The sequence below is a fragment of the Mastigocoleus sp. MO_188.B34 genome, assembly GCF_030065675.1.
GTDB lineage: Bacteria > Cyanobacteriota > Cyanobacteriia > Cyanobacteriales > Nostocaceae > Mastigocoleus.
The window spans coordinates 51,340-74,760 of record NZ_JASJDK010000001.1 but is presented as its reverse complement, the minus strand read 5'-3'; the positions used below and the strand labels follow the sequence as shown (position 1 = coordinate 74,760).

Annotated in this window: 15 protein-coding genes; 5 read left to right on the top strand and 10 right to left on the bottom strand. The window is 38.2% G+C overall.

The window, feature by feature from the left end:
• Window positions 1-102 precede the first annotated feature (102 nt).
• Both QNJ50_RS00280 and pheA read left to right on the top strand, forming a co-directional pair.
• Window positions 103-1,824 carry a glycosyltransferase family 39 protein gene (locus QNJ50_RS00280; RefSeq protein ID WP_300630836.1) on the top strand — a complete coding sequence of 574 codons (1,722 nt, stop codon included), beginning with the start codon at window positions 103-105 and terminating at the stop codon, window positions 1,822-1,824.
• 265 nt (window positions 1,825-2,089) lie between these two features.
• Entirely contained in the window at window positions 2,090-2,989 is a 900-nt protein-coding gene (pheA, locus tag QNJ50_RS00275; RefSeq protein ID WP_300630834.1) for a prephenate dehydratase, read from the top strand.
• Between the two features lie 37 nt (window positions 2,990-3,026).
• Here pheA and QNJ50_RS00270 read toward each other — a convergent pair whose 3' ends face one another.
• The 8 genes from QNJ50_RS00270 to QNJ50_RS00235 form a co-directional block, all read right to left on the bottom strand.
• On the bottom strand, window positions 3,027-3,683 hold the full coding sequence (locus QNJ50_RS00270) for an LON peptidase substrate-binding domain-containing protein (RefSeq protein ID WP_300630831.1): 657 nt from the start codon (window positions 3,681-3,683) through the stop codon (window positions 3,027-3,029).
• A gap of 943 nt (window positions 3,684-4,626) precedes the next feature.
• Entirely contained in the window at window positions 4,627-4,947 is a 321-nt protein-coding gene (gene rpsJ, locus QNJ50_RS00265) for a 30S ribosomal protein S10 (RefSeq protein ID WP_027840929.1), read from the bottom strand.
• A gap of 291 nt (window positions 4,948-5,238) precedes the next feature.
• Window positions 5,239-6,468 (bottom strand): elongation factor Tu, encoded by a 1,230-nt coding sequence (gene tuf, locus QNJ50_RS00260; protein ID WP_300630829.1) that lies wholly within the window; start codon window positions 6,466-6,468, stop codon window positions 5,239-5,241.
• Between the two features lie 27 nt (window positions 6,469-6,495).
• On the bottom strand, window positions 6,496-8,574 hold the full coding sequence (fusA, locus tag QNJ50_RS00255; protein ID WP_300630827.1) for an elongation factor G: 2,079 nt from the start codon (window positions 8,572-8,574) through the stop codon (window positions 6,496-6,498).
• 161 nt (window positions 8,575-8,735) lie between these two features.
• Window positions 8,736-9,206 (bottom strand): 30S ribosomal protein S7, encoded by a 471-nt coding sequence (gene rpsG, locus QNJ50_RS00250; protein ID WP_027840926.1) that lies wholly within the window; start codon window positions 9,204-9,206, stop codon window positions 8,736-8,738.
• Window positions 9,207-9,737: 531 nt separating this feature from the next.
• Window positions 9,738-10,112: a 30S ribosomal protein S12 gene (gene rpsL, locus QNJ50_RS00245; protein WP_027840925.1), complete on the bottom strand. Its 375-nt coding sequence runs from the start codon at window positions 10,110-10,112 to the stop codon at window positions 9,738-9,740.
• 274 nt (window positions 10,113-10,386) lie between these two features.
• On the bottom strand, window positions 10,387-10,713 hold the full coding sequence (locus QNJ50_RS00240) for an iron-sulfur cluster assembly accessory protein (protein WP_300630817.1): 327 nt from the start codon (window positions 10,711-10,713) through the stop codon (window positions 10,387-10,389).
• 267 nt (window positions 10,714-10,980) lie between these two features.
• Entirely contained in the window at window positions 10,981-11,400 is a 420-nt protein-coding gene (locus QNJ50_RS00235) for a phosphomannose isomerase type II C-terminal cupin domain (protein WP_300630815.1), read from the bottom strand.
• 39 nt (window positions 11,401-11,439) lie between these two features.
• On the opposite strand from QNJ50_RS00235, the gene QNJ50_RS00230 reads away from it, so the two are divergent.
• A complete protein-coding gene (locus QNJ50_RS00230; RefSeq protein WP_300630813.1) occupies window positions 11,440-11,613 on the top strand; it encodes a hypothetical protein in 174 nt (57 codons plus the stop codon).
• 125 nt (window positions 11,614-11,738) lie between these two features.
• Here QNJ50_RS00230 and QNJ50_RS00225 read toward each other — a convergent pair whose 3' ends face one another.
• On the bottom strand, window positions 11,739-13,880 hold the full coding sequence (locus tag QNJ50_RS00225; protein WP_300630810.1) for a phosphodiester glycosidase family protein: 2,142 nt from the start codon (window positions 13,878-13,880) through the stop codon (window positions 11,739-11,741).
• A 980-nt stretch (window positions 13,881-14,860) separates the two neighbouring features.
• On the opposite strand from QNJ50_RS00225, the gene gltB reads away from it, so the two are divergent.
• The gene (gene gltB, locus QNJ50_RS00220) at window positions 14,861-19,561 is read left to right on the top strand and encodes a glutamate synthase large subunit (protein WP_300630807.1); all 4,701 of its coding nucleotides are present in this window, start codon (window positions 14,861-14,863) and stop codon (window positions 19,559-19,561) included.
• Between the two features lie 385 nt (window positions 19,562-19,946).
• Here gltB and QNJ50_RS00215 read toward each other — a convergent pair whose 3' ends face one another.
• Window positions 19,947-20,861 carry a polysaccharide deacetylase family protein gene (locus tag QNJ50_RS00215; RefSeq protein WP_300630804.1) on the bottom strand — a complete coding sequence of 305 codons (915 nt, stop codon included), beginning with the start codon at window positions 20,859-20,861 and terminating at the stop codon, window positions 19,947-19,949.
• A gap of 1,233 nt (window positions 20,862-22,094) precedes the next feature.
• Here QNJ50_RS00215 and QNJ50_RS00210 point away from each other — a divergent pair.
• On the top strand, window positions 22,095-23,291 hold the full coding sequence (locus QNJ50_RS00210) for a 1-deoxy-D-xylulose-5-phosphate reductoisomerase (RefSeq protein WP_300630801.1): 1,197 nt from the start codon (window positions 22,095-22,097) through the stop codon (window positions 23,289-23,291).
• Window positions 23,292-23,421 lie beyond the last annotated feature (130 nt).

Here is a 23,421-nt window from a genome sequence, read left to right as displayed (position 1 = left end):
GTAATTGAAAACTCAATGAAGATATTTCAAAATCTGAGGTTTGCATCAGTTCCACTCAAAGGTAAGCAATCAAAAATTACTGAATATTTCATAACTATAATAATGAACAAGCGCATTCATCTGTTGTTATTGTTGGCATGGATAATTATTGGTAGTTGTCTGCGCTTTATCGGCTTAGAAAAATTACCACCTTGGACTGATGAATGTGCCACCATAGTTTTTAGCTTGGGTAACACATTTCGTCACGTACCCCTCAATCAAATTATTAATGTGGATGTTTTGTTGCAACCATTGCAAGTAATATCCAATACAGAAATTAGTAATGTTACCGAAAGTTTATTTAATGAAAGTACGCACCCACCTGTGTACTTCATTATTAATCACTTATGGATGAAAGCTTTTTCCCCAACTGGAGAATTAGCGTCTGTTTTTGCGGCGCGATCGCTGAGTGCCATATTAGGAATTATATCTATTCCAGCAATGTTTGGTTTTGGATATTTAGTTTTTCGTTCGGCTTTAGTAGGACATATAGCGGCTGCATTAATGGCTGTTTCTCCCTACAATATATTTTTAGCTAGGGAAGCACGCCATTATACCCTAGTTATTTTGTTGCTAATTGCTTCTTTGTCTTGTTTCATGAAAGCAATTGAAGTAATTCGTAATCATCAACGCCTACCAATTTGGGTGGGATTAACTTGGGTTATAATCAATGCTTTGGGAATTGCAACCCATTTCTTTTTTAGTTTGGCACTGTTCGTTCAAGCTTGTGTATTGCTCTTACACATTGCAAAACAAGTCAAAAATAATAAATGGGTACCAATAGGTTTAAACTGGTTACGTATTTTGGGAGTTGCTTTTGGAACCTTTAGTGCTTCGGTAGTATGGTTACCGATTTTAGCAAAGATTCGTGGTAATGAACTTACTACTTGGGTATCTGACGGAAGCCCTAATTTCATAGAACCGATTTGGCGACTTTTTTTGTGGATAATAAGTATACTCGTATTACCTCCGTCAGCAATTTCTATTGTACCCATTTGGATTGTAATAATTTCTGGTACATTTACACTGCTGTTTTTAGGTTGGGTAATTTATAACATCAGATGTACTTTACAAGCTCAACAATTAAATTCACCATCTGCCGTTATTAGTAATACCTTAAAAGAATACATATTCGGGGCAATATTTTTATTTTTGAGTTTCAGTTACTTTCTAGGTATAGATTTAACTTTAGCACCACGCTTCCAATTTATTTACATACCCGCAATTATACTTGTATTTGCTGCAGCTTTAGCTATTTGCTGGCAGCAAGGGAAAAACTTTCATTCCCAAAATAATCAATTCTTCTCGGCTATTAACAAAAGAGTGTTGGTGGGAATTATTTCTTTTATGTCCCTTTTGGGAGGAGTAACAGTTGTTGGAAATATTGGCTACTTGCAGCATCATCGTCCCGATATCCTTGCTCCAATCATCTACAAAGCTTCTCAATCCCCAGCAATCATTGCTACCAGTCACAAACATCACGGACAAACTGGAAGAATGATGGGTTTAGCACTGGAATTTAAACGCTTATCTGGCAATCAATTTTCTAGTAATGATTGGCAGTTTTTCTTATTACACAAAAATTTTCAAACAGATTCTTACAGTGAGGGAATGGAAATACTTAATAAACAACTTACTCAAGTACCCCGACCTTTAGATTTATGGTTAGTTAACTTTCGCACAAAAATGGATTTAGAGTCTCAGAATTGTTTTATTGAGCCCAAATATAATTCATATGCTGGTGAATACAGATATAAGCTCTACCGTTGTGTTGCCAATAATTAATTATTTTATATTGTGATATCCAGTAATTCTTTGTAACATCAGAGTTGGCTACTTTTTCTATCGATTTTTGGCTAATCTGTAATACAAATTGAGCGGTCGAATATGTTGACAGAACTGGTATACTATTAAACTTTGAATATAGCCGAGAATCATAAAGTCAGATGAATTCTGAAAACTTATTTTTGTGAAAACTTATTCAGAAAATTTGTTTTTGCTTACAACTACTAACTAATTGTAACCATTAATTACTAGCTACTAATTACCCATGATAAGTGATGAACCTAAAACTTTACATATTGCCCACTTGGGACCATCAGGTACATATGCTGAAGCTGTAGCTGTTAATTACACTAAATTATTGAAAGAAAAAACCGAAGTAAAAACTCAGTTGTGTCCCTACTCCAGTATTGATAAAACATTATACGCTGTAGAATCCAAAGAAACAGATTTAGCCATAGTTCCAGTAGAAAACTCTATTGAGGGAAGCGTAAGAGTAACTATGGATACATTGTGGCAGTTAAGTGACTTACAAATCAATCTAGCTTTAATTATGCCAATCTGTCACGCACTTGTCTCAAGTGCCAAAAGCTTGGAGATAATTGAAAAAGTTTACTCCCATCCCCAAGCTCTTGCTCAATGTCAAAAATGGCTAAATAAATTCTTACCTGATGCACAGCTAATTCCTACAAAATCTACAACTGAAGCATTAGGAATATTAGATGAAGAATTAACCGCAGCAACAATTTCCTCCGAGCGTGCGGCGCAAATATATGATTTACCCATTCTAGCCAGCAGCATTAATGATAGCCCAGAAAACTACACTCGGTTTTGGGTAATTAGTAAAGTTGACATACCTGGTATCTATTCCCACTCTTCTGGTGTTAATACTACTCACACCTCATTAGCATTTAGTTTACCTGCAAACACTCCTGGCGCTTTAGTTAAACCCCTACAAGTGTTTTCCCAACTCGGTATAAATCTCAGTCGTATCGAGTCTCGACCCACCAAACGCTCCCTAGGGGAATACTTATTTTTTATAGATTTAGAAGCTGATGCTACTCAATCAGGAATACAATTAGCACTTTCTGAACTTAGTAAGCATACAGAAGTATTAAAGGTTTTTGGCAGTTACAATGTTTTACAAATTAGTAAATCAAACAACTAACTGCTAGCTGAAATAAATAACTGATATTTAGTACTAACTACCCCCGATAATTTTGATTTAATGTGTCTTTAAGAACTGTACGAGCAGCCAAGTGATTACGAGTAGAAGTTAAAATTTCTGCTTCTCGTTCTAAACGAGCAGCAGTGTCTTGTATCTCTAAAAGTGCTTGCTGCTCCAAAGGAACACTTCTGAGGTTATACGCAACCCAATATGAAAGCTCCAAAGGTAACTCTGGTAGATCGTCTGGTAGCTCTATGGGTTGTTCTGTAAGTTTAGCTGATAAACGAACTACATCTTGCAGCAATTGTTCCACTTCTGTTGCAGCTGTTCGCAAATCTTGACTGGGTGGCTCGTCTTCTATCCATTCTACTAACCCCACATAATAAGGTTTTTCTCGAATGTACTCTAAGACGCGAAATCTTTGCTGCCCTAAAGTTACCATTTTCATCCTATCATCTGGATAACGTTGGTAGTGAACAATTTCAGCGCAGCAACCAACATTGGCAATTGAACCTTTTACTGGATCTACCATCAGTACACCGAATCTTCGATCGCTTTGCAAGATCGTATTCATCATCATTCGGTAGCGAAATTCAAATATGTGTAGAGGTAAAGGTCTAGAAGGAAATAACACTAACTCCTTTATGGGGAATAGAGGTAATTCGCGAACCGCAATATTAGAAGAAGATGACATTGTAACCTTGGTATAAATTTAATCTTTATAAAGTTATTTTTAGATTCCCCGTATTTTGTTATTCTACCATTTTATGATTCGGCTATAAAAAACCTTGAGGAAATCCATACCAAATACTAGTAAAGATTGAGACATCAAAAATTAGACTATCTTCTATATTTACTATAAGCTAATTCAAAATATTCATGCCTGTATCTTCATGTCTACAAATTTCAATATTTAAAATGCGTGTATTTTTTGCTACTGCTGTCAATTAGCTTGTATGAAGTTATAGCGGTTCTCTGCTGATTCCAGTATGCTTTGTAGAGACGAGAGACGCCTAACCTAGCGGTTACGCTGGGTTACAATAGAGAATCATTTATGTACTATGGGCAAGCTTTGCTAAAGATGAACGCGTCTCTAAGTTTGGAAAGACAAATGTATTTTATTCAAGTGAAAACCGCTATATTAGCTTGATATTTTCTCCCTGGTTAAGAATTACGTATCAGGAATTATCAAAATTATTAGATGTCACGAACTCACTATTTGTATACCAAGATAAATTAATTAATTTTAGATAAAATTCTTTTCTCGATAGCTTTAATTTATAAACTACATATTTTATTTAAATGATTGCAGTCTATTTTGACTTTTGCGTAGCATTGTAAATTGATTATAGAAATTTTTATGCAACCAATTCATATCGACAATCACAAACATGATTCCTGCTAAACAAGAATTTATTGACAAAATTTTTATTTTAATGAAAATTCTGCGGGAGATAATTTCCCGCAGACATGATGTAACAGTGTTATCTTAGCTGCTATACAGTTTATTTACTTGTCTCACTTTTATGCGATCGAGTATTAGTTGTTATTATTATGTTAGTTTTCAGTATTTAAAATCTTACTCAGCCACAAATAAAACAACAAAGAAAACTAATAACTAGTAAATATATAACTGGTTACAATTTGACTTCAATATCTACGCCGGATGGTAAATCCAGTTTCATCAGAGCATCAATAGTTTTAGAAGATGGCTGATAGATATCAATTATACGGCGATGGGTACGTGTTTCAAAATGTTCTCGAGAGTCCTTATCAACGTGAGGCGAGCGCAAAACACAGTAAATTCGGCGTTTAGTGGGTAGGGGAATGGGACCAATAGCTGTAGCGTTGGTGCGGTTTGCTGTATCAACAATCTTCTCGCAAGATGTATCTAGTAAACGACGGTCAAAAGCTTGTAGGCGAATTCTGATTTTTTGCTGTTGTTGTAAAGTAGCCATTTCTTTAGTTTTCCTGGTTCAGATGAAAGAAGCTAGTGAAGCTGATTGAGATAATTAGGGTTGTAATTAGCTAATTAAAGCTTTGATACCTTGATTCAACAAAAATCAATCAAAATTATTAGCTAGCAAAAACTAATAAATATTAACGATCTGAGAGATTACTTTCTTCAGGAAATTAAACTCTAAGACTGTTTATTGTTGTGATTGCTAAAAGTATAAGGCAAATGAAGGGAAAAGAGCAGAGACTAATTTCAGGATCTCTGCTCCTCCTTCATTTAAAGTAAACAGGTGTTACTTTACGATTTTGGAAACAACGCCCGCACCAATTGTACGACCACCTTCACGAATAGCAAAGCGCATTCCTGTTTCAATCGCAATTGGGTTAATTAATTCCACATTCATTTTAATGCGGTCTCCAGGCATTACCATTTCTGCCGCACTACCATCATCAGCAGTAAAAGATTTGATGGTACCGGTTACATCAGTGGTTCGCACATAGAATTGAGGGCGATACCCAGAAAAGAATGGAGTCTTACGACCACCTTCTTTATCAGTTAAAACGTACACTTCACCTTCAAATTCAGTATGTGGTGTAATGCTACCTGGCTTAGCAAGAACCATACCGCGTTCTACGTCAGTTTTTTGCAGACCGCGCAATAATACTCCAGCATTATCCCCAGCCATACCTTCATCAAGACTCTTCTTGAACATCTCGATTCCAGTTACGGTGGTGCTGCGGGTATCTCTAATTCCCACAAGCTCTACCTGATCGCCAACTTTAACAACACCACGCTCAATTCTACCAGTCGCTACGGTACCACGACCTGTGATAGAAAATACGTCTTCAACTGCCATCAAGAAAGGCTTATCTACAGCCCGCTCGGGGGTAGGAATATAGGAATCTACCTTATCCATCAAGTCATAGATTTTATCTACCCACTCGTTATCGCCCCGTTGTGTTGAGGGGTTAGCAATCATATGCTCCAGTGCTTGCAAACCAGAACCTGCTATCACAGGAATTTCATCACCAGGGAAGTCATAACTGCTCAGTAATTCTTGGACTTCTAATTCCACCAATTCCAGCAGTTCATCATCATCCACCATGTCTTTCTTATTTAAAAAGACAACGATGTTAGGCACGCCCACTTGTTTCGCTAAGAGGATGTGCTCCCGGGTTTGGGGCATAGGACCATCAGCTGCGGATACAACCAAAATAGCACCATCCATCTGAGCAGCACCTGTGATCATGTTTTTCACATAGTCTGCGTGTCCAGGACAATCTACGTGAGCATAGTGACGATTCTCAGTCTCATACTCTACGTGAGCAGTGTTAATAGTAATACCCCGGGCTTTTTCTTCTGGGGCGTTATCGATTTCATCATACTTTTTAGCCGCAGCTTGACCCAGAGCCGATAAAGTCATGGTGATAGCTGCTGTTAAAGTAGTTTTACCGTGGTCAACGTGACCAATAGTACCAATATTAACGTGGGGTTTATTTCTTTCAAACTTTGCGCGTGCCATGAGTACTCGTTTTTTTTCCTTTTCTAGTTATGCGTTCCCTTTACTTTTAGCGATGATTGCCTCACTGACGTTGCGAGGCACTTCCTCGTAACTACTAAACTCCATGGAGAAGACGCCCCGACCTTGGGTCTTGGAGCGGATGTCTGTAGCATAGCCAAACATTTCCGCCAATGGAACTTTAGCAGTCACTTTTGAAAGACCCTGTTCGGATTCCATCCCTTCAATTTGACCCCGACGAGAGTTCAAATCGCCCATCACATCCCCAAGGAAGTTTTCTGGTACTTCTACCTCAACTTTCATCATGGGTTCTAATAGGACTGGTGAAGCCTTCATTGTGGCAGCTTTCATCGCCATAGAACCAGCAATTTTGAACGCCATCTCTGAAGAATCTACGTCGTGGTAAGACCCATCTATCAATGTTGCCTTGACGTCAATTAAGGGATACCCTGCTAGGATACCCGATTCACAGGTTTCTTTCATTCCCTGCTCTACCGGCGCAACATATTCTTTGGGTACTGCACCACCGACTATTTTAGAGACAAATTCAAAACCGCTTCCCGCTTCTCCTGGCTCTAAGTCGATTACGACATGACCGTACTGACCTTTACCACCACTTTGGCGAATGAATTTACCTTCTACTTTAGTAACAGCTTTGCGGATAGTTTCGCGATAAGCTACCTGTGGTGCGCCAACATTTGCTTCGACTTTAAATTCTCGTAACATTCTATCTACGAGAATCTCTAAGTGTAACTCTCCCATTCCCGCAATCACGGTTTGGTTAGTTTCAGGGTTGACGCTGACACGAAAAGTGGGATCTTCTTCCGAAAGTGCTTGTAAAGCTTTTGAAAGCTTTTCCATATCGTTCTTGGTTTTGGGCTCAACCGCAACCGAGATCACAGGTTCTGGAATAAATAGGGATTCCAAAATTACTGGCGAATCTTCATCACAAAGAGTATCACCTGTCAAGGTCTCTTTCAATCCTACCGCTGCTCCTAAATCCCCTGCTCGCAGTTCATCAACATCCTGCCGATCATCTGCCTTCATTAACACTAAGCGGGAAATTCGTTCTTTCTTACCTTTTGTCGCATTATAAACATAGCTACCTTTTTTGAAGATGCCAGAATAAACTCGAATAAAGGTTAAACGACCGTAGGGATCGGCCATCACTTTGAAAGCAAGTGCAGCTAAGGGGGCTTCGTCGTCGGCAAATCTTTCGACTGTTTCGCCACTTGGTAATGTACCTTGAATTGGGGGTACATCTATAGGTGCTGGCAGATAATTTACCACAGCATCCAAGAGCAACTGCACGCCCTTGTTTTTAAATGCTGAACCGCACAGCATCGGTACAATGGTACCGTCTATAGTTCCTTTTCTTAAAGCTAGCTGGATTTCTTCTTCTGTGATTTCTTCCCCCTCAAAGTACTTTGTCATCAAATCATCAGAAGTTTCAGCTACCGCTTCAATTAATTTTGTACGATATTCTTCAACTATTTCTTGTACTTCGGCAGGAATACCTGTTTCTTCAATATCAGTTCCTTGGTCGTTGTTATAGATGTATGCACGCATCTTGACCAAATCTACTATTCCCCGAAACTCACTCTCACTACCGATTGGTAATTGAATTGGAACAGCGTTGGTTCGCATGCGATCGCATACTTGCTCGTGAACCTTGAAGAATTCTGCACCAACACGATCCATTTTGTTAACAAAAATTATCCGTGGTACTTTGTAGCGATCTGCTTGCCGCCATACAGTTTCGGTTTGGGGTTGTACGCCACCTACTGAGCATAGAACTGTGATAACACCATCTAATACCCGCATGGAGCGCTCAACTTCTATGGTGAAGTCTACGTGACCGGGAGTATCAATTATATTGATTTGATGATCTTTCCAACTAGTGCTGATAGCAGCAGCAGTAATTGTAATTCCTCGCTCCCGTTCTTGAGCCATCCAGTCGGTTACCGCTGTTCCCTCGTGAACCTCACCAATTTTGTGAATAATTCCGGAGTAAAACAGTATTCTCTCAGTCGTAGTTGTTTTGCCCGCGTCTATATGTGCTGCGATGCCAATATTACGCACCTTTTCCAGCGGGTTAGTACGTGCCACAGCTGCCTCCTATACCTTTCGCCTCATGATATCTTGTATATTACACTTTGTTAAGAATATATACTCTTACGGAAATCCGCTTTCTTTTATAAAGATTTGATATATTCATTCGCGGCAATTATCAGTTAACTGTCAATTAGTTAACAGTTAACTGTTCATAATTAGTAACGATAGTGGGCAAAAGCCTTATTCGCTTCTGCCATTCGATGTGTTTCTTCCCGTTTACGAATAGCATTACCAGTTTCGTTAGCTGCGTCCATTAATTCATTGGCTAACCTATTCGCCATTGTTTTACCGGGACGTTCCCGAGAGAATCTTACAAGCCAACGGAGTGCCAATGTTGTACCTCTGTCGGAACGAACTTCCATTGGTACTTGGTAAGTTGCACCACCAACCCGTCGAGCTTTAACTTCTACCAGAGGAGTAACATTTTGAACTGCTCTTTCAAATGTTTCCAATGGGTCGTTTCCTGTTCTCTGCTCAATTGTTTTCATCGCATCATAAACAAGTCTTGCAGCCAGTGATTTTTTCCCATGACGCATAATCCGTCGAATCATCATGCTGACTAAACGACTGTTATATACTGAGTCAGGAGGAACTGGACGTCTTTGAATAACACCACGACGAGACATAATTAACTCTTAAATTTATGTTTGGCAACGAGATTATATGATATCTAAGAATTGAGAATTTGTTAGCTTGAACCATCGAAATAAGCTTACTATTCGACGAGTCAGGCTTTTCACTCTTTTCTTGGTTTTGGCTTTTCCGAAAGCAGTGCTACTTCCTACTGTTGTCTTTGACTGGACATAGAAGGCGACAACATTATATACCTTATTTGTGATATCTTCGCCTTCTGAGTAAGTAGAGAATTGTAAATAACTCTCAAACTTAACGCTTATCATCAGCAATAGTTGTTAACTGTTCGATTAAGGATTTCCCCTCAAAACACACAGTTCTCATAACAGACTTGAAAAAGCTTTTTTCTGTAGGAAATTGTCTATCTCTAGGAAATTGCCCAAATGGAAATTATTAGCAAATTAGAGCGGCGTAAGTCCTTAGGTGGACTATTGCCGCTCAGACAGCCTTATTCAGGTCAATTTGTTTTAGATTCATCTGACACTTTTGGCGATTGATGGGATAAGTACAAAGGGAAATTGTATTTATCCCTTAGGACGTTTTGTCCCATACTTGGAACGACCTTGTTTGCGATCTTTAACTCCCGCCGTATCTAAAGTGCCACGAATGATGTGATATCGCACACCAGGCAAATCTTTTACCCTTCCGCCACGAATCATGACAACCGAGTGTTCTTGTAAGTTGTGCCCAATACCTGGGATATAGGCTGTTACTTCAAATCCAGAAGTTAACCTTACCCTTGCTACTTTACGTAACGCTGAGTTAGGTTTCTTCGGGGTTGTTGTATATACCCTGGTGCACACTCCCCGGCGTTGGGGACATCTTTTCAGAGCTGGCGATTTAGTCTTTTGGCGCGCCAGTTCGCGTTCGTTTCTAATTAGCTGCTGTATGGTTGGCATGAGTTACAGCCCATGAAGCTGCGTTTAATCTTAGTTTTAACAAATCGATATTATACAGTTTGCCATTAGTGGCTGTCAAACATCTTTTAGATGGAATTTAGAACAAGAGTTTGAAACTTGCTTAAATGGCTGAAAATTTTGTTCAGAGAATCAATACATCAGAAGGTTTAAGACAAGAAATCTATCAAAGGTTTCAAGAACCAGCTTAAATCACGTTTGTGATTATTCCCACGAATTGACATTATTTCAGCTTCTAATTTACATAAGACGTTATTTATTCTTGAGAGAAAGAATTACCACAACCACAGCTAGAAACTGCTTGAGGATTTTGAAACCGGAACCCTCCACCCATTAAATCTTCAGCATAATCTAGTTTTAATCCCTCAACATATTTCAAGCTGTCTGCATCTACAGCTACTTTAATCCCTTGTGATTCATAAATCACATCTCCTAGATTATGGTTTTGAGTAAAAGATAGATCGTAGAATAAACCAGAGCAGCCACCTTGTTTAACAGATAGTCTAAATAAAAGTTCAGATTGAGAACGTTTTGACTTTAACCGTTCGATTTCATTCGCTGCAGATAGAGAAATATGAATCATTGATTACGTTATATTAATATCTAAAACCCCACCTATAAAGATATTAGAGATGGGGTAAACATAATAATTTTTGTTTGCAATCCTTTGTTTGCAATCTATATATTAAATAAAAATATAGCCAAACTTAAAGTACAAAATTACTAGATATTGGGGTGAATACTCGCGCCTTCCCTTGTGTTAAGTAATGGGAGTTCTCCCAAAGGGAGACGCGACACGAAATGCTTACCTAATTAAACTTCGGTGTAAAAACCGAATACGGGGAAAATCTTAGCTATCAGTGCGAGAGTAATCATCTTGGAAGCGAATAATATCGTCTTCTCCTAAATACTCGCCATTTTGAACTTCAATAAGTACTAAAGGAATCACCCCAGGATTCTCCAAGCGATGCTCTGTACACTGTGGAACATAGGTTGATTGATTGTTGCTTAACAGAATTTCTTCCGAGCCACAAACTACTTTCGCTGTACCGGATACAACGATCCAATGTTCGCTACGATGATGATGCATCTGTAGACTCAAACGATGTCCAGGCTTGACTTCGATACGCTTGATCTTGTACCCGCGACCTTCTTCGAGAACTGTGAAAGAGCCCCAGGGACGCAGTTCGGTAGCAGCAATACCTCTAGGAGTAACAGCAGGAGGAAATGTCAAGGATTCTACTTCTGTTGCTTCTTGGAATTGAGACATAATTACCTCTTTTTGTTGGTAAACAGGATAAATTGGTTAGTGACCTTAACCATTGATGGAAAATATGCCGTAATTTTGCAACCGTGGAAATCAGCAATTCGTAGCACCCTTGCCAAACATAACAAAAACTTGCAGGGCGGTGTATTAAATAACTTTACCCATCTGAAAATCTACATCAACTCTTTATTAAGCAAAAGTCAAAACCAATCTTAACTTCATTAAATGTAAAAATACAGGTAAATAATTATACTGGATATTTGTTTTCTTTTCTTTGCTTAGGAAGTCTATTCTATCTTCACTACAAATAACTCCGGATATAACTTCCTAAACTGGCTTCTTTACTTATTTTCACGTCTTGGTTGAAGAAAAATACCAATTCCGTTATGTACTCTTGCTGCTGTGTTGGGAGAACGGTCAACTAATTGACCTCCAAGATAAAGACTAGTTGAACTACCTCCATCCAAATTTAAAGCATTGATACATCCCATCCGCTGCATTAACTGAGCATGTTCCGCTAATGTTGGACCTTTCCCACCTACACGATTATGTACTGCAGCAATTACTAATTGACCAGATGCGGTAGTACAAATAGCACTACGAATCGCTTTTTGTCTGGCAAAAGCTTTACTGAAGTTTTCCAAAGTCGCATCTAGCACAATGCGGCGATTTTGCAGTAATAGTGGTCCAGCTCCGAGAATATGCGGATAACGGTTAAATTCAACAGGAAAACTTGAACTAGCAATACGCAAAACAGAACCGACAGTCAAATTCTGGAGTTGATTGTTACCTGCACCACGAGAAGTAATTAAATAACCATCTCTAGGAATGGGAATAGATTGCTCCCCTGCTTTGTTTGTTTGTAACTTGCTAAAGATTCGGTTTTTACGGACAACTAAAACCACTTCGTTGTCTGTTAAAGGTATATATGCCAATCCCCAAACTGGCGTATAGCGGGCAATTCCTGTTTGCACATAGCCACTATTAAGGGTAGAAATAGTTAATTTTTGTTGATTTGGAGCGATTAAAGTTTCCTTTAAACTCAAGCGACCCATATGAAATTGTCCGGAATCATTCCACGCGATCGCACCTCTATTAAGAATTGGGCTCGATAACCATTGTCCATTTCGTCGAATCGCACCGAGAGGTAGGCGATTTTTACGATTAAAGAAACCTCCATTAATTGCAGCTGCTGCAACATAGTTCTGTGCGGTTTTAATTAATGGTGCTGTTCCTACAAGGGTACTAGGATTTGACCAAATTGGTCTAAGCTGAATGTTAAAAGAGCGTGGATTTACTTCTAACCATTTAACAGCAAAGCTTTCTGTCGCTAAGTTAACAAATTGTTGTCGCCAACGTAATCCTGGAGCCCAAGTTATATCTCGCGCGACCATTGCATCCGGTCTGATATCAATAATTAAACGATTAGGATTACCCACACTACTAACCCGGGGTTCATAACCAAACGGTACGCTCAAACGAATTAAAGTTTGGTTCTCAACAACTTCTATTTGTTTAATTAATGGTTCGGGAACATTGATGTTGATGTCATCAGAACTTGGAGAAATAGGGTTGAGATTTTCTTGAGAAGAATTTAACTGTAAAAATGATGGTAATACTGGACGAGGCGCGTAGCGTTTTAGCAAGCTAGGATTAGGATTTCCGTGTAGAGTAATTGTCCAATCTCGATTTAATGGGGGGAGTTTCGGTTTATCTTTTTGAGTTTTAGGCGTAGGATTTGTGATTTTAGGAGTTGTAAGTTTGGGATTTTTGAGTTCAGGGTTTTTAAGTTTAGGATTTTTAAGTTCAGGATTCTTAAGTTTAGGAAGCTGAGGAAGTGGCTTTCTTTTTCTCGGTGCTTCTTGTCTAATTTGCCAAGGTGTGGGGTGATCCAAATCTACTATTACCTGTTCAATGTTTCCTTGCTTCCCTTGAATAATATTTTCAATGTTAGCTGATTGAGTATATATGCTTAAATTATTACCTTTGTTTTGAATTTTCCACCCTTTACTTGTAGCTAAATTTGTAATATCTAAATATCTATATCCTGTTGTTAACCAACCAGATAGAATAAGAGGCTGTTTAAATGAAGAAAACCACTGAACTGGTTGTATTGCTGGCTTTCGACTGCTTAGTAAATCTATGCCGAAAATTTGCCTGAGCGCTCCATCACTAAGATAGGTAAGTGTTGATTTTTTATTTCCCTGACGTTGTAACCAAGCTCCAGAAAATTTCTTTCCATTAAGAATAATTTGATAACCTGAAGCAACTACACCGCCGCGATTTAATACGGAATGAGAATTGCTTTCAGAAGATAATTTGAGTTCAGGGGTTGAATTTGCCGATACAACAGACTGCTTACTGAAGAAGAATAGTCCGAACAAAAGCAGTAAAGACAAAGAATCCTTAAAACACCTATAGTTACAACTATTCATGATGTTGCAGATTGATAAACTCAAGCAGCTATTGACTTTTTTTCCCATGATTTCTACTCACTCTTAAAAACTATTTCTTAGGTGTCTGCAAAGTTCTGGTTTAACAGTGTCATTTTCAGCAAAACGATCGATCGTCGAGACTTATTTTTTATCCCTCTTCCCCAGGAAACGTGCAACTCAGATTCTTTTTTGCTAGTCAAAACTTAAAAGTCATGAAATTATGAAGGTTTTACTTACAACTTCCTTTGGCATCATGAAGGTATAAAATTAAATTTTTTTGTTGGTGGGATAAAATGTAAGATAGGTTTTAAAGTCCGGCATGATAAGGTATATATAGTTAAACATCCTTTTGCAAACATTTAAACAAGTTTTTTTTTGACATAAATACTGAAAATTTATGTGAAACTTCTTACTAACTAACAGTCAACTTGCTGCAAATAATTGCAGAAAAAATAGAAATCAATAATTGATAGCTGAGTCTTAGGATTATTCGCTACTTGAGTGAGGTGAAAATGGTAGCAGCATTAATTGAAATGGCTTATGTGCAAACAAGTGAATTTTTGGAATTGTCAAATGGGTATATAGTGTAATACGCTGATTTATAATGCGCTGATTTTAGCGCTGAAACACTTAAACAAAATGTATACAAATTGAAGGTCGGTAAAGTCTTTAATTCTAATTGCTCTCACTGAGATTGAGAATCTTAATGGAGATAGAATTAAAGGTTGGAGCCGAGCTAACTTTTTTGTCTAAATTTATCTAAAGCGATGAATTGAGATAATAGAAACCTTCAAAATATAAATCTGTTTGTATAAGCTCATCAGGATAAACTGTAATTCATTTAACTCAGTATAATTTTTTCAATTATAGATATTAACGCGGGTAGAACAAAATGATGATACCCGAGGTAATTTTTTTTCTTTTTTAATTGCGCTCATGCAGTCATTGCAATGTATCTCCTAAATCATAATTAACAAATTTACTGCGGAGTGTTAAAAATAACGACTCAAAATCTCAGGGTATAGTTTATGAAAAACCAACAAAACAATCAAGAACAAAATATGGCATTTATCAATAATTCCTCCGAAGAAAGTACCAGCCAGGGACAAAGGTGGTTAGTGGAGGAAAGGGATGCCTGTGGTGTGGGTTTTATTGCCCATCGCCGAAACCAAGCCAGCCATGGAGTATTGGTAAAAGCTTTGGCTGGATTAACCTGCTTGGAACACCGTGGAGGTTGTAGTGCAGATCGGGATTCTGGTGATGGTGCAGGCATATTGACTGCCATCCCTTGGGACTTGTTCCAAACAAATTTAACCGCAGATAACATAAAGCTTCCAGAAGATCTGAGCAAAGTTGGGGTAGGAATGATATTTCTTCCAACTGACAAGGAAGCAGCAAAAATAGCAAAAACAACTTTTGAAGCAGTTGCATCGAAAGAAAAATTAACTGTTTTGGGATGGCGTTCTGTACCTGTTAATCCTGAAGTTTTGGGAGTACAAGCTAAAGAAAATCAACCCCAAATAGAGCAAGTTTTTTTATTAAGTAATGACAAAAGTGGTGATGACTTAGAAAGGCACCTATACATTACTCGTCGTCGTGTTGTCAAAGAAATTCGCAGTTTAAATCAAGAACCTTTAACAGACTTTTATGTTTGTTCGCTGTCAAGTCGAACAATTATTTACAAAGGTATGGTTCGTTCTGCTGTACTAGCAGAATTCTATACCGATCTAAAAGATCCACAATATATTACTGCTTTTGCAGTTTACCACCGTCGTTTTAGTACTAATACTTTACCGAAATGGCCCCTTGCCCAACCAATGCGTTTATTGGGACATAATGGTGAAATAAATACTTTGGTGGGTAACGTAAACTGGATGATGGCAAGAGATACAACACTCAATCATCCTGTTTGGGAAGGGCGTTTAAATGAATTGAGACCTTTTGTGCGGATGGAAAACAGTGATTCCGCAACTTTAGATAATGTATTTGAAGTTTTAGTACGTTCCGGACGTAGTCCTTTGGAAGCTTTGATGATTATGGTGCCAGAAGCTTACCAAAATCAGCCAGAGTTAAAGGATTATCCAGAAATTGTTGATTTTTACGAATACTATAGTGGTATGCAAGAAGCCTGGGACGGACCAGCTTTATTGGTCTTTAGTGATGGACGTAAAGTTGGAGCAGCCCTAGATCGTAATGGTTTGAGACCAGCACGCTACTGCATCACCAAAGATGATTATGTTGTTGTCGCCTCAGAAGCCGGCGTTGCAAATTTCCCAGAGTCCGAAATCGTTGAGAAAGGAAGACTAGGTCCGGGACGCACAATCGCGGTGGATTTAGAAACCCAGGAAATTTTAAAAAATTGGCAAATCAAGCAGCGCATAGCTCAGCAATACCCCTATGGGGAATGGTTGAGTCAGTACCGCCAAAATCTTAATTCCTTGGTTGAAAGTAAGCACAGCAATAATGGCAATAGTAATGGTAACGGTAGTGTAGGAGCATTACGTCCTAATATCGACCGAAAAACCTTACTGAGAAATCAATTTGCCTTTGGATATACCACAGAAGATGTGGAAATGACGATCCAAGACATGGCTACAAACGGTAAGGAGCCTACTTTCTGCATGGGTGATGATATTCCTCTAGCGGTTTTATCAGAAAAACCTCACTTACTGTATAACTATTTCAAGCAAAGATTTGCTCAGGTAACGAATCCTGCTATCGACCCGTTACGGGAAAAGCTGGTGATGTCATTAAAAGTAGAAATTGGCGAAAGGGGTAATTTACTGAATCCACAACCAGAATACGCCCGCAGAATTAAATTAGAATCACCAGTCATTTCTGAAGTTGAATTAGAAGCAATTAAGAATTCAGACTTTACAACAGTAGAACTTTCAACATTATTTGATATTGCTGACGGTCCCCAAGGCTTACAAGCAGCAGTTGAATCTTTGCAAGCAAAAGCAGCTGCAGCAGTACGCTCCGGAAGTAAAATACTGATCCTTACAGAGCGTGTCGAGCAAAAATGTGCTATTGATGCAGATCGCACTTATATTCCACCCCTATTAGCAGTTGGTGCTGTACACCATCACCTCATTAAGGAAAGACTGCGAATGCAGGTATCTTTACTTGTTGATACAGCCCAATGTTGGAGTACCCATCATTTCGCTTGCTTGATTGGCTATGGTGCTGCAGCAATTTGTCCCTACATGGTATTAGATACTGTTCGAAATTGGTGGGAAGATCCAAAAACCCAGCAATTTATGGAACGCGGTAAATTACCAGCTTTAAGCCTAGAAGAATCTTTGAGTAATTATCGTCATGCTGTTGAGGCTGGATTACTCAAAATTCTCTCAAAAATGGGGATATCACTACTTTCCAGCTATCAAGGTGCACAAATATTTGAAGCTATTGGTATTGGAGAAGATTTACTAGCGATGGGCTTCCGGGGTACGACTTCACGGATCGGAGGTTTAAGTATTAGTGACTTAGCCCAAGAAGTATTAAGTTTTCATCGTAAAGCTTTCCCCGAATTGAGTCTGAAAAAATTAGAAAATCTGGGTTTTGTTCAATATCGTCGTGGTGGTGAATACCACATGAACAATCCAGAAATGGCAAAAATACTACATAAAGCTGTCGCCACAAAAGATTACGACCACTACAGCGTTTATAAACAATCTTTACAGAATAGAAAAATTACCGCTTTGCGGGATTTACTGGATTTCCAAAGCGATCGAGATTCAATTCCTTTGGAAGAAGTTGAACCAGTTAGTGAAATTCTACGCCGCTTCTGTACGGGTGGGATGTCTTTAGGAGCCCTTTCAAGGGAAGCCCATGAGACTTTGGCGATCGCGATGAATCGAATTGGTGGTAAGTCTAATTCTGGGGAAGGTGGTGAAGACCCGGTACGTTTTAAAGTTTTAGATGATGTGGATGATTCTGGAAATTCGCCCACATTACCCCATTTAAATGGTCTGCGCAATGGAGATCGGGCTTGCAGTGCAATTAAACAAGTTGCTTCGGGACGTTTTGGTGTTACCCCAGAGTACTTAATGAGCGCTCAGCAAATTGAAATCAAAATTGCTCAAGGTGCTAAACCAGGAGAGGGAGGACAGTTACCAGGTAGAAAAGTCAGCCCTTATATTGCCATGTTGCGACGTTCTAAGCCAGGTGTAACGCTGATTTCGCCACCCCCGCACCATGATATTTATTCTATTGAGGATTTAGCACAGTTAATTTTCGATTTGCATCAAATTAATCCCCAAGCCAAAGTCTCTGTCAAGTTGGTAGCAGAAATTGGTATTGGGACAATTGCTGCTGGGGTTGCGAAAGGAAATGCCGATATTATCCAAATTTCCGGTCACGATGGTGGAACAGGTGCTTCGCCCTTAAGTTCAATTAAACACGCTGGTTCTCCTTGGGAATTGGGACTAACAGAAGTACATCGCGTTCTCATGGAAAACAACTTGCGCGATCAAGTAATTTTGCGGGTTGATGGCGGTCTTAAGAGCGGTTGGGACGTGTTGATGGGTGCTTTAATGGGTGCAGAAGAATTCGGCTTTGGTTCCATCGCCATGATTGCTGAAGGATGTATTATGGCGCGGATTTGCCATACCAATAATTGTCCTGTAGGTGTAGCTTCCCAAAAAGAAGAATTACGCAAGCGTTTCCCTGGACTTCCTGAACAAGTAGTTAACTTCTTCTATTTCATTGCTGAAGAAGTTCGTTCTTTACTTGCAAAATTTGGTTACCGTTCTTTGACAGAAATTGTCGGACGTGCAGATTTACTCATACCTCGCTCAGAAGTTGAGTTAACTAAGACTCAATCCCTTAACCTTAACTGTTTATTACAGTTACCTAACACTAAAGCCGATCGTAGCTGGTTAAAACACGAAGAAGTACATGGTAACGGTGATGTGCTAGATGATGAACTACTGAAAGACGCAGATATTCAAGCTGCCATTCAAAATCAATCTAGTGTTACCAAATCATTTGTTGTAGTTAATACCGATCGAACTGTCGGTACTCGTTTAGCAGGAGCGATCGCAGCAAAGTATGGTAACGATGGCTTTGAAGGAGAAGTTAATTTGAACTTCAAAGGTAGTGCGGGTCAGAGCTTTGGTGCTTTTAATCTTCCGGGAATGATTCTTACTCTTGAGGGTGAAGCCAACGATTATGTTGGTAAAGGTATGAATGGTGGTGAAATCATTATTAATCCTCCAGCGGATATCACTTACGATCCCTCACAGAATGTAATTATCGGCAATACCTGTATTTACGGGGCGACCGGTGGTATGTTGTTTGCCCAAGGTCTAGCAGGAGAAAGGTTCGCAGTACGAAATTCTAAAGGAACAGCGGTAATTGAAGGAGCCGGGGATCATTGCTGTGAATATATGACTGGTGGTGTAGTTGTAGTTCTCGGTAAAGTTGGACGTAACGTTGCTGCGGGAATGACCGGTGGTTTAGCATATTTCCTAGATGAGGATGGTAATTTCCCTGAATTAGTGAATCAAGATAATGTCAAAGTTCAAAAGGTAATTACCGCCGCAGGTGAAAAGCAACTCAAAGATTTAATCCAAGCCCATTGCGATCGGACAAACTCCGCCAAAGCCAAGAAAATTTTGCAAAATTGGCAAGAGTACTTACCCAAGTTCTGGCTTTTGGTTCCGCCTTCTGAAGCTGAAAGACCAGAAGTAAATCCTCAAGAAGTTAAACAGCTAAGTTCTGTTTAAAATCACTAAAAAACTAAGAGAGACGTAGAATTACTACGTCTCTAGGAAGTTTTAATTTGGGGATCTATCCTTGAAGAAAAAGTTACAATGATGATTCAATCAAAGTATTATTGCTTGTTCCATTTTTCCAAAAATGTTGTAAAGAATGTGGATTAAATAAAGTACGAAATTAGGGTGCTGTTAGCATCGCGTAACGCACCATTCCAAATTTTAGAATTACAGGTTATTAAATTCTCATTCCTAAGTATTTTGGATTGGGAAGAATCAATCAAAATCAGTGGTTTGATGTACCAATAGGGAATAAATTGTTTATATTAAATTTCGCTTTCTTGTAATTAAAAATCACAAAACAAAATCACAAAATATTAATCAATCAAAGTAATCTTTATTTTTTTACGGATACTACTTTTTGATGTTTTTCCTTGAGTTCCAACAATTCTGGAATAGTCACAAAACGGTAGCCTTGCTCCTGATATTTTTGTATCATCATTGGTAAAGCCGCTACAGTATTAGAGCGATTTCCACCTCCATCGTGCATTAACACTATCCCACCAGGCGCAGATTGTCCCATCACTCGATTTACTAGAGTTGATGGTGATGGACGTGTATAATCTATTGAATCAGCCGACCACATAACTACGGTATAGTTTTTACTTCGAGCATAGGCAGCTAAACCATTATGTAATTTACCTCCTGGTGGTCGAAATAAGGTTGTTTTTACACCAGTGGTTTCATAAATCAAATTACTAGTGCGATCTATTTCAAATGCAGCAGCTTGTTTATTGAAATAGTGATACCAGTGGTTCCATGTGTGGTTTGCGATTGTATGACCTTCGTCTACAATTCTCTTACCCAAATCAGGGTAGTTTTGCAACATTTGCCCAACGACAAAAAATGTACCCTTAACCTGATTTTTTTTGAGAATATCCAATATTTGTGCAGTATATCCCGGCCAAGGTCCATCATCAAAAGTTAGAGCAATTACTTTATTTTCGTTAGAAAGTTTTACTGAATTAATAGTTTTGCCAAAAAAACTTTTTGGTACGGTGTGATATAAACCTTTTCCTCGTGCTTCTTTTTGCCAAGTTGCTAGCATTGCTAACTTGAAATATTCAATTTGTTTCTGAGTTTGTGGCTTAGCTAATAGTATTTCTGGGCTTGCGTCTACGGCATTAGTACTCCCCAGTTCAAACAGATTTGGTTTAATTGGCATAATCCAACTTAAACTAAGAGTACCACCTAATGCTGCCAGCCCAATTAGTATACTTTGGGGCCAAGCAAAGAACTTATTCTTCTCCACTTCATAACTCCTTCAAGGGTGTAAACGTCAGAAGTTTGACTGGTGGTTAGTGATAATTACAGATCCATATAGATAAATACCCATTGATTTTCTGATAATCCTGAAATTAACAGACTTCATCAACAGAGAGCACAAAAGGAGGTTAGTTGGTTTTACGGGCTTTGTTTATGTCTAAACATCACAAGAAGTGAAATTAAAGCAACAGATAACTAATATTTTTTAATAGGATATTAAATATTCTTGAATGGAAATATTACTTTCATCATTGACAATGTATATTTTAGTATTACCTCAGAATATTACCGTGAAGGATAAAGTTAAATTTATACCTAAAAATAATTTGATTTTTCTTAATTTAAACTAAGCAAAAGTTAACTATTAGCTTTATTCTTCTTAGTATTAATACTCTCGAAATACTGTTATTTTTACTTCATAAATACAAAATTAATTATTACTAAATAATGCACTATTAGTACTCGTTTTATGATTGATGAATAGTTCAAAAAATTCAATATTTGAACGTGACAAGAACAATTTTTAAGAAAATATTAAATATTCGTTTATATTTCCAAGGTTAGTTCTTTATAACCCTACATCATTGATATTACACTCTATACATTTATGTTGACAGTATAAATACTGAAGTTTATCTTGGCTGACAACCCTGGCTTCTCACATAATCATTATAACAAATAATGTCATTCTTATATAATCGAATCCATAATATAATGTATTTAATCTAACATTTAATTAAGTATTCATCTAACATCAAGTTAGTATAAATTTTGTATGTTATTTTTAACTAATTACTATGTGTGATCAATATAATAGAGACTGGCAATAGTAAAAATAAGTAATAAAAAATAAATAATAAATTAAAGCAGTTTTTCCTAGACAATATTTCGCTAAAAAACATTAATCTTAAAGATTTTTTATTCGGGTTTAATGGGATCCATCTTTCACCCTAGGTATTTGTAAATTCTAGGAAAGCTAATAAATTTGGTAACAGTGCTAACATTCGAGCAGAAGAACTGTAAAGTATTGAAATAGCTAATATGATGCAGTTTGTAATTGGTTTGGAAGGTAACTGTTCTTTAATTTTTATATATAGCGAACATTGCCAGTAATATTCTAAGTCCCCGATCCCCAAATTTTAGTCCTCAATCACCTGATTCTTCCTTGAGTGTCCCAAGCAATCTATAGTGGAGTTGTCTTTTCATCTGATAAGCAATTGTGAAAGCTATTACTCTTCTTGGTTCAACAGGTTCTATTGGTACCCAGACATTAGAAATTGTAGCTCAAAATCCAGAAAAGTTCCGGATTGTGGGAATAGCAGCCGGACGAAATGTGGAAATATTGGCTGCTCAAATTAGACAGTTTAAGCCTAGTATTGCAGCAATTTTTGCTGAAGAAAAGTTACCCGAGCTAAAGGAAGCTATTAAAGATGTCGATCCGAAACCTATTTTACTTGCGGGAAATGAAGGAGTAATAGAAGTTGCCCGTCATGGTGATGCGGAAACTGTAGTTACGGGAATTGTTGGTTGCGCAGGTTTACTACCGACAATTGCTGCAATTGAAGCTGGTAAAAATATAGCTTTGGCGAACAAAGAAACTTTAATCGCTGGAGGTCCAGTTGTTCTACCTTTAGTTGCGAAACATGGTGTTAAATTATTACCTGCTGACTCAGAACATTCAGCAATTTTTCAATGTTTGCAAGGTGTACCGAAAGGTGGTTTGCGGAAAATTTTGTTAACTGCTTCTGGTGGTGCTTTTCGCGACTGGGCAACTGAAAAATTAGCACAGGTTACAGTTGCAGATGCCCTTAAGCATCCCAATTGGTCGATGGGGCGAAAAATTACTGTGGACTCTGCCACTTTGATGAATAAGGGTTTAGAAGTAATTGAGGCACACTTTTTATTTGGGTTGGATTATTCTGACATTCAAATTGTTATTCATCCTCAAAGTATTATCCATTCCCTCATTGAATTACAAGATACCTCTGTTTTGGCCCAATTAGGTTGGCCAGACATGCGCTTACCTCTACTATATGCTTTATCTTTCCCCGAACGTATTTATACTGAATGGGAAAGGTTAGATTTAGTAAAAGCTGGAAATTTAACTTTCCGTGAGCCCGACCATCAAAAGTATCCCTGCATGAATTTAGCTTATGCTGCAGGTCAAGCAGGTGGTTCAATGCCCGCAGTATTAAATGCTGCCAATGAACAAGCAGTAGCCCTATTCCTCGACGAAAAAATTAAGTTTCTAGACATTCCCCGCAGTATTGAATTAGTTTGTGATCGTCACCGCGATCACAATCATTTAAATCCAACCTTAGATGATATTTTGGCTGCAGATCGATGGGCAAGGGAAGAAGTTTTACAGGCTACCCAAGAGTTACAATCTTCCACTGATGTAATTTCTTTACGGTGAATTCTCGATTGCTGATAATTGTTGAGAATTTTGAGGAAATTTAATATCCAACTTGTTATTTGGTTTATGGTGTAGCACTACATACGACTCCTTATAAGGGAGTAATGTAGTGCGTGGCAGTTTACTGCCG